The organism is Burkholderia sp. AU38729 (genome assembly GCF_020419725.1).
Taxonomy (GTDB): Bacteria; Pseudomonadota; Gammaproteobacteria; order Burkholderiales; family Burkholderiaceae; genus Burkholderia.
In genome coordinates, this window is the sequence record NZ_JAIZQO010000006.1 from 1 (window position 1) to 12,809 (window position 12,809).

Below are 12,809 nucleotides of genomic sequence, written 5' to 3' on the forward strand. Positions count from 1 at the left end.
TGGGGACTAGATCCCCTTGAAGGGTCGTTCGAGACCAGGACGTTGATAGGTCAGGTGTGTAAGCGCAGTAATGCGTTCAGCTAACTGATACTAATTGCCCGTAAGGCTTGATCCTATAACAAGTCTGTTTCGACAGTCGTTAGCGCTTCAGCGCTCTACGAATGTCGAACGTCGAGTGCAAGGCACTCGACGTACAGCGGTTGAACTACCGCGTATGTGTGAGATACAACCTCACAACCCAACGAAATTACTGCTTCTTCCCAGATTGGTTGTGCTGCGAAGCAGCGCAACAACCCTCTTTGCCTGATGACCATAGCGAGTCGGTCCCACCCCTTCCCATCCCGAACAGGACCGTGAAACGACTCTACGCCGATGATAGTGCGGATTCCCGTGTGAAAGTAGGTAATCGTCAGGCTCCCTAAGCCAAGAACCCCCGCCCGAAAGGCGGGGGTTTTTGCATTGGCGCGGCAGAAATGCACAAGAAATCGGAGCGGGTGGCGGTGTTCTTTAGCCCGAGACCCCACGGAAGAAACGCTTCAACGGACTCCCCACTCAAGAAACGACGACCGTAAATTCAACCCCCGATTCAAAGTCCAGGGTCGTGGTCGAAAACCGCGGATCGTTGTCGAGGTAGTGCTTGTACGGTCGAACGGCGTCCTCGGCCGTGTACATGTTGTCGGCCAGTACGACCGATCCCGGGCGCAGCAGGCGCTCGATCTGCTTGAAGAGTCTCAGATAGGCGTCGGCCCATACGTCGATAAACACCATGTCGAACGTACCGTCCAGTTCGGCGACGGTCTCGAATACGTCGCCCTCCCGCATGTCGACATAGGCATCCAGCCCCGCCGTCCTGACGTGATCGCACAAGCGTGTGAACTTGAGCGCATCGCGTTCGGTCGCGACGACCACGCCACGGCCCAACGTGCGCAGCGCCTCGGCGAAATACAGCGTGGAGACGCCGCATGAACTGCCGAGCTCGAGGATTCTGGCCGGTCGTTGCGAGAGCACCATGTTGCGCAAGAATCCGCCCGTTTCCGGCGACACGGCCAACGATAGCGGACTGCCTTCGGGGGAATCGAAGTCGTCGCTGGACAGCCCGAGCGTTTCGAGAAATCGCCCCCGCAGACGGGGCGCGATCGCTTCGTATTCCTCGGTGAGCGACAGAAAATCCTCGTTCGATCCCTGGAACTGCGCGCGGGCGCGGGCGACGATTTCGGTCCGGCTTTCTTCGTGGAGCCGCTGCAGAAGAGCGATGGTGGGTGACGCCATGTGCGTTTCCTTGAAGAGATTGATTCGGTCGACGACGTATTCAGCGGCGACATCTCTCATCAGAGATGCCGCGCCGTCGCTCGATATACGCGATACACGGAGGTTGCTATACCGTTCGGGCGAGCGTGATTGCGCGTTCGGGGCACGCCGTCACACACAGTCCGCATGACCGGCACGCGTGCGCATTCGGCGTATAGGCGACCTTCATTCCATGCACGCGCTGCTTCAGGCGATGCATCAGATCAAGGCCGAGGTAATCGACTTTGTCGATGCGCCGGATCTCGAACACGTGCTCGGGACAAACGGCGACACAATCCCCTTTGCCTTCGCAGCGCTTCAGATCGACGACCGGCGCAATCACCCCCGGCTCCTGTTTGCAGCCGCCCGTTGATTTGTCGGGCATGTTCATTCTCCCGTGGGCCGGTTGCTGCCGGATCGCCACGCGGTTCGGAACTGCTCGCGTTCGTCGGGTGTCATGGACTCCCACTTGCGCCAGTGGCGTCGACCGCGCCAGCCGCGATGACCGCGGAATCCGCCGAACAGGATGCGGCTCAACACGAGCAGGCCCAGCGCATGCGCGAAGTCGATCGTACGGGCGCCGACGAATAGCGCCGGCATGACCCAGTTCCATAACATCATGACGACCCATCCGAGCACGCCTATCGCGATCAACACGAGAAGCGCCTTGCCTGCACATCTGATTCGAAAATTCATCTGTCGATTCCTCTAGGTGTTATCCAGTTCGTCATAAATGGGCTGCAGTCGGGCACGCAAATGCAAGACCGCATAGCGTTTGCGTGCGAGCAGCGTATTGAGCGCGACACCGCTTTGTGCGGCCATTTCCTTGAAGGACCGGCCCTCCAGCTCGTGTGCGATAAATACCTCCCGCTGATTCGTCGGTAATTCGTCTAGCGCATCCTGCAAGGCCTTGAGCACCAGCGTGCGCGCGTAGCGTGCTTCGGGGCCGGCATCATGCGCCGGTAGCGCGAGGTCCAGGCGATACTCACCGTTTGTGTCATCGTCGACCTCGGACAGATCGGTCAGCGGCTGTTCCTTCTTCTTGCGAAAACGGTCAACGATGCGGTTGCGCGCGGCACGGAAAAGCCATGCACTCGCCTGCTCGATTGGCGCAGGAAGTCGATACGCCTGTACGAATTCGTGAAACACATCCTGCAGGATGTCCTCGGCGTCGTCCGGGTCGCGAATCCGACGCCGGATGAAATTCACTAGCCTCGATCGTTCACGCATCACTGTCGCTGTGATGTCGCGGTCTGGGTCGGTCATCGTGTGCGAAGTGGGTGGCGATTCCATGTGCCTGAAGACGTTTCAGGCGCGCGAATATTGTGGCCAAAGAAAGAAATCTGCTGCTGAACGTGTCGGCATTGCGTAATACCCGTTACCGCCGGCCACGCGCCAAGGGGACACACATCGTAGGCGACCTATCAAGCACGCTTGCCAGAAAGGAAATGGTTACCTCGTCTCGTCCTCTTGCTTCGGTGCGCTGAATCCGGTGCGCTCCCGCAGTTGCCCATGAGGCAGTCGACCGGATCGCGATGCAGATAGGCGTTCAACCCTTCGGCGAACCGGATCATCGCTACCTTCCGCGTTTCGGGACGACCGTTGCCAGTTCTTCAAGGCTCCCTGCTACACGCCCCGGTCAGTCCGCACGGTAGCCGCTCTTGTCGGCTCGGCCGGTCCGTCTTCCCGTCCACGGTGCTGCCGATCCCGTTGGCCACACTGGTCTGGCCAGTCAGGCCTTAAGTTCCCGCAGCCGCTGTCGTTAAACAGGACGTTGCCCGCTTTCGGCGACCCCATTCATATAACGCGGTAACGGAGATCGAAGTCATCATGTTGTCCTCGATTCGTGCACGGATACTCGCGACCTGCGTCGCCATCGTGGTAACGGCGCTGGCCGTGACCGGCGGCCTGGTCTATTACGTCGTCAAGCAACACAACGACGAGACAATCGACCAGAATCACAAGTCGATCCTCGCCGGGCACGCGCTGGCGATCAACGAATGGGTGGCCAGCAGAGGCCGGGAAACCCAGGCACTCGCGGACACGATCGCAATCGGCGAGGGTGATCCGCTGCCGGCGCTGAAGCTGCTTGGGAAGTCGGGCGGCTTCGAGGTGTTGACGCTCGGCCTGCCGGACAAGACCGCGTTCTCGAACGTGCCGCTCGCGCCCGGCTACGACCCGACAGCACGCCCGTGGTACAAGCAGGCCGTCAGCGCCGGCAGCCTGGTCGTGACGGCACTCTATCGTGACGCAACGACCGGCAAGCCGGCGGTTGCGTTCGCGGTACCCGTGGTGCGCGACGGCACGGTGAAGGGCGTGCTGGCCGCCAGCCTGTTCATGGAAAGTGTGAGCTCGATCGTGACCTCGGTACACCCGACACCTGCGAGCTTCGCATTTCTGGTGGACAAGAGCGGACGCGTGATTGCGTCGGCCAAGACCGACCTGATCATGAAGCCGGCCACCGGTCTTTCGCCGGCACTTGATGCCGACCACCTCGGCGCGCTGCAAACCGCGTCCGAGCCCGTCGCGGTCGACATCGACGGCGCCACCAAGCTGCTGCGGGCCCAGCCGATCGCCGGTACCGACTGGTCGCTCGTGCTCGCGCTCGACAAGGCCGACGTGACGGCCGGCATGCGCGCGGTCGCGACGACGACGCTGTCGGCGATCCTGATCGTGGCCGTGATCGCGGCCGCACTCGTCGGTGCGATGACGAACGCGGCCTTCAAGCGCATCCTGCTGGTGCGCGACGCGTTGACGGATGTGTCGACCGGCAGCGGCGACCTGACGAAACGCCTGCCGGCCGATGGCGCGGACGAAGCCGCGCAGATCGCGCATGCGTTCAACCTGTTCGCCGAAAAGATCAGTACGATCCTGCTGCAGATTCGCGAGTTCAGCGAATCCGTCAACCTCGCGAGCGCCGAGATCGCGCAGGGCAACCAGGATCTGTCCGGTCGTACCGAACATGCTGCATCGAGCTTGCAGGAAACCGCCGCCGCGCTCGAGGAAATCGCCGGCACGGCCCGCAATTCCGCCGATGCCGCGAGCCAGGTGAGCCGTCTGGCGGAATCGGCGTCGGACGTCGCGGTGCGCGGCGGCACGGTCGTCAGCGAAGTCGTGTCGACGATGAACGAGATCACGCAGGCGTCGAGCGAGATCGCCAACATCGTCGGCGTGATCGACGGTATCGCGTTCCAGACCAACATTCTTGCGTTGAACGCTGCCGTCGAGGCCGCACGTGCGAACGAGCACGGCCGGGGCTTTGCGGTCGTCGCGGGCGAGGTGCGTGCGCTCGCGCAGCGCAGCGCGCAGGCCGCCAAGGAAATCAAACAGTTGATTCACTCGTCGGTCGAGAAGATCGAGGGAGGCTCGGGACTCGTCCAGACGGCCGGCACGACGATGAACGAAATCGTCGAGGGCGTGCGCAGCATCACGAGCGTGATTGCGGAAATTACCGTTGCCGCCAAGGAGCAGAGCACGGGGATCGAGCAGGTGAATCAGGCGGTGTCGCATCTCGACAATGCGACGCAGCAGAACGCGGCGCTCGTCGAGCAGTCCGCGGCGGCCGCGACATTGCTGCGCGAGCAGGCCGCCAGGCTCGCGCAGACGGTCGGCGAGTTCAAGCTCGAGGACCGCCGTGCGATGACGTTGCAGTCAGCGTAAGAAGGGCGATACCTGGTGCGTCCGGCGGCGGTGCCGACGGACGCTGCAATCAGATCGTGATCCTCAAGATCGGGAAGAACCTGCCCGGCACGACGCTCGATTCCTTTTCGCCGATTTTTTCAGCGCCGAGCGCCAGATAGAAAGGAACCGCATTGGGGTCCGCTTCGATCACGAAGCTTCTGATCCCTCTCGCGGCGCTTTCCCTGCGGACCTCTTCCCACAATGCCCGGGCGACACCGCGGCCCATGTGGTCGGGATGGACGAACAGCCATCCGGGCGTCGGGCGATCGGATTCCGATGACGCCCGGACCCAGAACCCGATGATTGCCGCGCCGGATTCCGCAACGTATCCGATCGACCCGTCGATCGTCTCCGGCGCAATCGTGAGAGCGCTCTGCCACAAGTCGAGCCAGTCCTGCGGATAGCCCCAGTGTGCCTTCGAAATGCGAGCCAGTCGCGTGAGCGCGTCCGCGTCCGCGGTACGGGCTGCGCGTACGGTGAATGCTTGGTGCATCTCGTCTCCTGTGATGGCCGCCCCCTTCGTTGGGGTATCGCCCGGCTTGCATCGACTCGACGCCGGATTCGCCGCTTGCCGACTCGAAGGAAGGCCAGGCTCGGCGCGGCTACGCGACCTGCGATGCATGCCCGGCGGCGACGCGCCAGCCGGCGGATGATCGGCGCCAGAGCCGAGTATAGGCAAACATGCCGTCGAACGCCGTGCCGTCGAAATGGCCGGCGAGTCTCGCCTTCGTCGTGGTCAGGATCATTTCGCCGATCGCGTATGCGTGTGTTTCCTGCACATCGAGCCTGTCGAGGCGCAGCAGCTTCGCGCGATGCGCGGCCAGGTCGTCCTCCTTCGAGATGACCTGGCCGGTCGGGACGGTGAACACCAGGTCGTCGTCCAGCAACGCATCGAGCGCTTCGACATCGTTGGCCAGCATCGCGGCACGAAGCGCGATTTCGCGGGGTTCGATCGCTGTACGGATTGCATCCATTTCAGGGCCTCGCATCGTCTCTGAAGGTTTGTGGTTCAACTCATAACCGGCGAGCAACAGCAGCAACGAACATACCGCAGCGACGAATACCGTCTATCGCGCGTTCGACAGCGATTGACGCCGGACGAGCATCACCACGCAGATGCCGATCGATGCGATGACGTTGACGGCCGGATAGAACGCGACCGCGACGCTCCATGTGCTCAATGCCAGCAAGGCCAGCACGTACTTGAGCACGCACAGGGTGAAATACGCGAGGCTCTCGCTCCACGGATCGCGGATCGTCTTGCGGACGGTCGGGCCGAGGCCGGCCAGCTCGATCAGCGTGACCAGACAGATCGAGAGCGTCGGGTCGTCGGTCAGCATCCACAGCGGAATGGCCGACAGGGCCGCGACCAGGAAAAACCAGTCGACACGTGTCCAGCCGCGTTCGCCCCGAAAGAGGCTCGCCACCAGCGTCAGAAAGCAGGTAATGGCAATGGCCGCCGTGCACCACGCGGACGGCCCGGCACCCGCGACGAACTGGCCGGCCGCCGCGATCGCCGTGACGACCGACCACACGAGCCAGGTGAACAGATGCGGGCGAACCTTGCGCCGGTAGATGGCGAGCGCATACGGAATCGCCGCCAGCAAAGACACGGCCGTTCCGATCACGCCAAAGATTGAAGCGGTGCCCTGATCGACACTGATCATCGACGCATCCTCGTTCGCGCAGGCCGACCAGTATGTGGTCGGATGGGCCGAGGCGCAATGTCGTACCGGCCAGATGTCGCAGCGGGTGTCACATCGCATCGCGCTGGAACGCCGACGCGATCACACGCAAACAAACGGCACCGGGATTGCGGCGTGGCAGGAAAACCCACTGCACGACCGCAGAATGAATAGAAATAACCTCTTCAATGAGAAGAAAAACTGTTCTTTCAAATCTCTTTTTGACGACCGACAGTTTGCCAACCGGACGACTGCGGCGATGCGCGGCGGTCATGGGCATCGGTCGTGCCCGCTGGCGCTTTCGTCGGGTCGAGTTCAGGCGCAGAACAACGGATAAACGCCTGGTCGTCAAAACGGAGTCTCGAATGAACCCAACTTCAGCAGAAAACCATCAGCACGCGGACTGGAGACGTCTCGCGGCGCAAGTGGTCCCGAGAACACTCGCGCATATCGGCGGGCGCGGCGTGCCGGCTCGAAGCGGCCGGACGTTCGCCGCGATCAATCCGGCGACGGAGGCCGTCATCGCGGAAGTCGCGTCGTGCGATGCACCGGACGTCGACGACGCGGTGCGTGCCGCGCGTCACGCGTTCGAATCCGGCGTCTGGTCACGTTGCGCGCCGGCCGAGCGCAAGCGCGTGCTGTGCCGGCTGGGCGAACTCATCGCGTCGCACGGTACGGAGCTCGCGCTGCTCGACTCGCTCAACATGGGCAAGCGCGTGGCCGACGCGTTCAGCATCGATGTGCCGGCCGCGGGCGGCCTGTTCAGCTGGTACGGTGAAGCCGTCGACAAGCTGCATGGCGAAGTCGCGTCGACCGACCCCGGCAACCTCGCGGTCGTCACGCGCGAACCGTTGGGCGTGGTCGGCGCCGTGGTGCCGTGGAATTTTCCGCTCGACATGGTCGCGTGGAAGGTGGCGCCGGCGCTGGCGGCCGGCAACAGCGTCGTGCTGAAGCCGGCGGAACAATCGCCGCTGTCCGCATTGCGTCTCGCGGAACTGGCGCTCGAGGCCGGCCTGCCGCCGGGCGTGCTGAACGTCGTGCCGGGCTACGGCGAGACCGCGGGGCGTGCGCTCGGGCTGCATCCCGACGTGGACGTGCTCGCCTTCACCGGGTCGACGGCCGTCGGCAAGAAATTCCTCGAATACGCCGCGCAGTCGAACATGAAGCAGGTGTGGCTCGAGTGCGGCGGCAAGAGCCCGAACCTGGTCTTCGACGATACGGACGATCTCGACCTGGCCGCCCGCAAGGCGTGCTTCGGCATCTTCTTCAACCAGGGCGAGGTGTGTTCCGCCAACTCGCGGCTGCTGGTCCAGCGTTCGATTCACGATGCGTTCGTCGACCGGCTGATTGCGCATGCCGCCGCGTTCATGCCGGGCGATCCGCTCGATCCGGCGAGCGGGATGGGCGCCATCGTCGACGAGCAGCAGCATCGGCGCGTGCGCGAGTGGATCGCACGCGGCCGCGATAGCGCGACGCTCGCGATCGGCGGAGGCGCGCCGCGCGTCGACGGCAAGGGCTACTTCATCGAGCCGACGATCTTCATCGACGTGAAGCACGACGACGCCATCGCACGCGAGGAGATCTTCGGGCCGGTGCTGTCGGTGATGGCGTTCGACACCGAGGACGAGGCCGTCCGGCTCGCGAACGATTCGATCTATGGGCTGGCCGCATCGCTCTGGACCGGCAGCCTGTCGCGTGCGCACCGTGTATCGGGCCGGCTGCGTGCCGGCACGGTGTCCGTCAACACGGTCGATGCGCTGAGCGCGCAGACGCCGTTCGGCGGGTTTCGCCAGTCGGGCTTCGGCCGCGATCTTTCGCTGCATGCGATCGACAAGTACACGGGCCTCAAGACAACCTGGATCAGTTACTGATTCGACGCGGCGGCCCGCATGCGGTTGCGCCGCGCAACACGACAACGCTTTTCATCCACACAACGAACCGGAGACTCGCCCATGAATGCGCCCCACTTTCCGCATCGTACGACGCAGGACTATCAACGCAGCGACGCCGCCCATCACCTGCATGCGTTCGTCGACCAGAAGGCGCTGAACGAGGAAGGCGCGCGCGTGATGGTGCGCGGCGAAGGTATCCATCTATGGGATAACGACGGCAACCGTTACCTGGACGGCATGTCCGGGCTGTGGTGCACCAACGTCGGCTATGGCCGGCCGGAGCTGGTCGACGCCGCCGCGCGGCAGATGAAGGAACTGTCCTACTACAACATGTTCTTTCATACGACGCACCCGTCGGTGATCGAACTGTCGGAGCGGCTGTTCGCGCTGCTCGGCAATCGCTTCAGTCACGTGGTGTATACCAATTCGGGATCCGAATCGAATGAAGTGCTGATTCGCACCGTGCGGCGGTTCTGGGACGTGATGGGCAAGCCGCAGAAGAAGGTGCTGATCGGCCGCGTGAACGGCTATCACGGGTCGACGGTGGGCAGCGCGTCGCTGGGCGGCATGGCGTTCATGCACGAAATGGGCGACCTGCCGATTCCGAACATCACGCACGTGGACGAACCGTACTGGTACGCGAATGGCGGCGACCTGAGCCCCGAGGCATTCGGCAAGCAGGCGGCGCTGTCGCTCGAGCGCAAGATCCTCGAGATCGGCGCGGAGCGCGTGGCCGCGTTCGTCGCGGAGCCGTTCCAAGGGGCGGGCGGGATGATCTTTCCGCCGGACGGCTACTGGCAGGAGATCGAGCGTATCTGCCGTCAGTATGACGTGCTGCTCTGTGCGGATGAAGTGATCGGTGGTTTCGGCCGTACCGGTGAGTGGTTCGCGCACCGTCACTTCGGCTTCGAACCGGACCTGATCTGCATGGCCAAGGGGCTGACCTCGGGCTACGTGCCGATGGGCGGGCTGATCATGAGCCGGCGCGTCGGCGATGCGCTGGTCGACAAAGGCGGCGTCTACGCGCACGGGCTGACCTATTCGGGGCACCCGGTCGCGGCCGCCGTTGCGCTGGCCAACCTCGACGTGCTCGAGCGCGAAGGCCTCGTCGAGCGGACCAAGACGGATACCGGGCCGTACCTGCAGAAGGCGCTGCGCGATGCGTTCGGCAATCATCCGCTCGTCGGCGAGATCCAGGGGGTGGGCGCGGTCGGCGCGATCCAGTTCGCGAAGAACAAGGCGACGCGCGAGCGCTTTGCGAACGAGGCCGACCTGACCTGGCACAGCCGGACGGTCGGGTTCGAACTCGGCGCGATCGTGCGTTCGACGAACGGCCGACTGATCGTTGCGCCGCCGCTGGTGATCGATCACGCGCAAATCGATGAACTGGTCGACACGATGCGCAAGGCCGTGGATGCCACCGCGCGCGAAGTGCTCGGGATCGACTGCTGATCGTTGAGCGACGCGCTTCCGTCCGATGAGAGTCGGGCGGGAGCGGATCGAATCATGGGGACCGCTGCGTGCAGCCGCCGCGGCGGCTATTCGACAAGTTGAAGACTGGGCGTCGTGGCCGGTGGTCGCGATAGGGCGATGTGCCGCTGACTGCGTATTGGTAAGGAATGCAAATTGTATGGCCGGCGTATTCGAAGCACGCACGTTTTTGAGCTGGCCACGTATTCCTTGTCACCCTTCAGCCCCCGAATCCACGAACATCACAACAGAAACAAGGAGACGAAATGAGTCACGGCGAGTCCATTGCTCATCTCGAGGAAAGCACCATCCAGCCGATTCCGCTGACCGAGCGGCACGGCAGCGCGAAGGACCTGTTCACGATCTGGTTCGGGTCGAACATCATGATGCTGACGATCGTCACCGGATCGCTCGCGACCACGGTGTTCAAGCAGCCATTCTGGTGGGCGGCGCTCGCCACGCTCGTCGGCAGCCTGATCGGCGCGGTGTTCATGGCGTTGCATTCCGCGCAGGGGCCGCAGCTCGGTGTGCCGCAGATGATCCAGACCCGCGGGCAGTTCGGGTCGTTCGGCGCGCTGCTCGTGGTCGGGCTGGTGGTCGTGATGTACGTGGGCTTCTTCGCGTCGAACTGCGTGTTCGGCGGGCAGGCGCTGCACAGCCTGAGTGCCGACATTCCGCTCGATGCGGGCGTCGTGGTGATCGGCCTGATCAGCCTGCTCGGATCGATCTACGGCTACAAGCTGATCCACGCGTATGCGCGGCTGTTGAGCTGGTGCTCGGGCAGTGTGCTCGTGCTGGCGTTCGTGTGGATCATCTTCGTGCACGGACTGCCCGCCGATACGTTCTCGAAGCATTCGCTGAACCTGTCAGGCTTCCTGGGCGCGATGTCGGTCGCCGCGCTGTGGCAGATCGCCTATGCGCCTTACGTGTCGGACTATTCGCGCTACCTGCCGCCCGATACCGGGCCGCGCACGGCGTTCTGGTCGAGTTACTGGGGCTGCGTGCTCGGCTCTTTCTTCCCGATGCTGCTCGGTTGCCTGGTGGGGCTCGCGACGCCCGACGGCAATGTCGTGAGCGGCCTCACGGGCCTCACGCAAGGGATCAGCGTGCTCGTGATCGTCGTGCTGTCGTTCGGCATCGCGGCCAGCAATGCGATGGAACTGTATTGCGGCGCGCTGTCGGCCATCACCGTGCTGCAGACGCTCTTTCCGTCGTGGTCGGGCAAGGCGCGTGCGCGGGCGATGACCGCGATCGTCCTGTGCGGCATCGCGCTCGCGATCGCGCTGTTCGGGCAGGACAATTTCCTCGCCGGCTACACGAACTTCATCCTGCTGCTGCTGTACGTGCTCGTGCCGTGGACCGCGATCAACCTCGTTGACTATTACCTGGTGTGTCACGGCGAGTACGACGTCGATTCGTTCTTCCGGCAGGATGGCGGCATCTACGGACGCTTCAATACGATCGCCGTCGGCTCGTATTTCATCGGCATCGTCGCGCAGGCGCCGTTCATGGCGACCGATCTCTATACCGGAGAACTGGCGAGCCGGCTCGGCGGCGCGGACGTGTCGTGGATCGTCGGTTTGTCGCTGACGTCGCTCGTCTACTACGCGGGGTGCAAGCTGTTCTCGCGGCCGCTGCAGCGCGTCGCGTGAGCGTTTCCGTGTCGGCCGGGCATTCAGTGTCGACGGCTACGTGCCGCATCATCCGCTCGCCACGCCCGGCTCTCCCTCCGCCGCATTCACGTCCCGCCGGAACGCACCCGGGCTCGTGCCCGTCCACTTACGGAATGCGCGATGAAACGCGCTCGGCTCGGTGAAGCCGAGCTCGGCCGCGATCTCCGCGACGCTGAGCGCATTGCCGCGCAGCAGCGACTGGGCCAGCGCGCCGCGCAGCTCGTCCTTGATTGCCGCGAAGCTTTGCCCTTCGCTGCGCAGCCGCCGCCGCAGCGTCGCGGGCGTCGTGCCGAGGCGCACGGCCAGCGTATCGAAGTCGGGCCACTCCGCGGCCGGTCGCGCCTTCAACTGCGCGCGCGTCTTCGCGACCCAGCCCGTATCGTGCCGGTAGCGGACGAGCAGGTTGCCGGGCGCGCCGCGCAGGAAGGTCTTCAGCGCCTGCTCGGAGCGGATCGTCGGCAGCGCGAGGTATGCGGCGTTGAATGCGAGCCGGCTGTCGGGCCGGTCGAAATGCACGGGTACGCCGAAGAACTGGTGATAGTCGCTGCGCTGGTCGGGGCTCGGGCATGCGAAGTCGATGCGCTGCAGCGGGATGCGCCGGCCGATCAGCCAGCACGCGACGCCGAGCAGGATCAGCCAGAACGACCGGTATGCGAACGCCGGGTAGGGCGCGCCCGTCTGCGTCAGCACGATCTGCGCCTGCCCGTCGGCCACGATGAGCTCGCCATGCGGCTCGTCCAGCACCACGCGCAGGAACTGCAGCGTGCGCCGCAGCGCCTTGTCGAGCGTGCCGGCGTGCAGCACCGCATGGCACAGCAGCGTGAAGCTGCCGCGCCGCATCGGGCGCGCGGCGAGCCCGAAGAATTCGTCGTCGAGCGCAGCGGCGATCGCGAGCCACAGCCGGCCGTACTGCTGCGGCGTGACGGGCTCGCGCACGGCGGCCGGCAGGCCGGCGGCGCGTAGTACGGCCTCCGTCGGAAGGCCTTGCCGGCGCAGGCATGCGAGCGCGTCGTCGACGAAATCCGGCGAAATCATCTGCGGCCCCATTTTCCTGCATCCTCCCGACATGGCAAAAGCGATCACGATTCTAGATTCGGTTTGTCATTGATTGCAATGTACGG

13 protein-coding genes and 2 rRNA genes are annotated in these 12,809 nt (G+C 64.0%); 6 read left to right on the forward strand and 9 right to left on the reverse strand.

Going from position 1 to position 12,809, the window contains the following annotated elements:
• Positions 1-115 (forward strand): 23S ribosomal RNA (locus LGM56_RS16855); the annotation flags it as partial.
• A gap of 187 nt (positions 116-302) precedes the next feature.
• Positions 303-415: ribosomal RNA gene (gene rrf / locus LGM56_RS16860) — 5S ribosomal RNA — on the forward strand.
• A 137-nt stretch (positions 416-552) separates the two neighbouring features.
• Here the strand turns inward: rrf and LGM56_RS16865 are convergent.
• From LGM56_RS16865 to LGM56_RS16880, 4 genes are all read right to left on the reverse strand, one after another.
• Positions 553-1,269 carry an O-methyltransferase gene (locus LGM56_RS16865; protein ID WP_089498229.1) on the reverse strand — a complete coding sequence of 239 codons (717 nt, stop codon included), beginning with the start codon at positions 1,267-1,269 and terminating at the stop codon, positions 553-555.
• A 106-nt stretch (positions 1,270-1,375) separates the two neighbouring features.
• Positions 1,376-1,678 carry a 4Fe-4S dicluster domain-containing protein gene (locus LGM56_RS16870; RefSeq protein WP_413226781.1) on the reverse strand — a complete coding sequence of 101 codons (303 nt, stop codon included), beginning with the start codon at positions 1,676-1,678 and terminating at the stop codon, positions 1,376-1,378.
• A complete protein-coding gene (locus LGM56_RS16875; RefSeq protein WP_226205853.1) occupies positions 1,675-1,983 on the reverse strand; it encodes a hypothetical protein in 309 nt (102 codons plus the stop codon). The genes LGM56_RS16870 and LGM56_RS16875 overlap by 4 nt, the downstream gene beginning before the upstream one ends.
• Before the next feature lie 12 nt (positions 1,984-1,995).
• A complete protein-coding gene (locus LGM56_RS16880; RefSeq protein ID WP_226205855.1) occupies positions 1,996-2,580 on the reverse strand; it encodes an RNA polymerase sigma factor in 585 nt (194 codons plus the stop codon).
• Between the two features lie 537 nt (positions 2,581-3,117).
• On the opposite strand from LGM56_RS16880, the gene LGM56_RS16885 reads away from it, so the two are divergent.
• Positions 3,118-4,947 (forward strand): methyl-accepting chemotaxis protein, encoded by a 1,830-nt coding sequence (locus LGM56_RS16885; RefSeq protein ID WP_226205857.1) that lies wholly within the window; start codon positions 3,118-3,120, stop codon positions 4,945-4,947.
• A 49-nt stretch (positions 4,948-4,996) separates the two neighbouring features.
• Here the strand turns inward: LGM56_RS16885 and LGM56_RS16890 are convergent, their stop codons facing one another.
• From LGM56_RS16890 to LGM56_RS16905, 4 genes are all read right to left on the reverse strand, one after another.
• Entirely contained in the window at positions 4,997-5,461 is a 465-nt protein-coding gene (locus LGM56_RS16890) for a GNAT family N-acetyltransferase (RefSeq protein ID WP_226205859.1), read from the reverse strand.
• 109 nt (positions 5,462-5,570) lie between these two features.
• Entirely contained in the window at positions 5,571-5,942 is a 372-nt protein-coding gene (locus tag LGM56_RS16895; RefSeq protein WP_226206382.1) for a nuclear transport factor 2 family protein, read from the reverse strand.
• A 93-nt stretch (positions 5,943-6,035) separates the two neighbouring features.
• Positions 6,036-6,635: a hypothetical protein gene (locus tag LGM56_RS16900; RefSeq protein WP_226205861.1), complete on the reverse strand. Its 600-nt coding sequence runs from the start codon at positions 6,633-6,635 to the stop codon at positions 6,036-6,038.
• An 88-nt stretch (positions 6,636-6,723) separates the two neighbouring features.
• Positions 6,724-6,927 (reverse strand): hypothetical protein, encoded by a 204-nt coding sequence (locus tag LGM56_RS16905; RefSeq protein ID WP_226205864.1) that lies wholly within the window; start codon positions 6,925-6,927, stop codon positions 6,724-6,726.
• 91 nt (positions 6,928-7,018) lie between these two features.
• Between LGM56_RS16905 and LGM56_RS16910 the strand changes: the two genes are divergently transcribed.
• The 3 genes from LGM56_RS16910 (at position 7,019) to LGM56_RS16920 (ending at position 11,667) form a co-directional block, all read left to right on the forward strand.
• Positions 7,019-8,524: an aldehyde dehydrogenase gene (locus LGM56_RS16910; RefSeq protein ID WP_226205866.1), complete on the forward strand. Its 1,506-nt coding sequence runs from the start codon at positions 7,019-7,021 to the stop codon at positions 8,522-8,524.
• 81 nt (positions 8,525-8,605) lie between these two features.
• On the forward strand, positions 8,606-9,997 hold the full coding sequence (locus tag LGM56_RS16915) for an aspartate aminotransferase family protein (RefSeq protein ID WP_089498237.1): 1,392 nt from the start codon (positions 8,606-8,608) through the stop codon (positions 9,995-9,997).
• Between the two features lie 284 nt (positions 9,998-10,281).
• Positions 10,282-11,667 (forward strand): purine-cytosine permease family protein, encoded by a 1,386-nt coding sequence (locus tag LGM56_RS16920; protein ID WP_226205869.1) that lies wholly within the window; start codon positions 10,282-10,284, stop codon positions 11,665-11,667.
• Between the two features lie 48 nt (positions 11,668-11,715).
• Here LGM56_RS16920 and LGM56_RS16925 read toward each other — a convergent pair whose 3' ends face one another.
• The gene (locus LGM56_RS16925) at positions 11,716-12,735 is read right to left on the reverse strand and encodes an AraC family transcriptional regulator (RefSeq protein ID WP_226205871.1); all 1,020 of its coding nucleotides are present in this window, start codon (positions 12,733-12,735) and stop codon (positions 11,716-11,718) included.
• Positions 12,736-12,809: the final 74 nt, after the last annotated feature.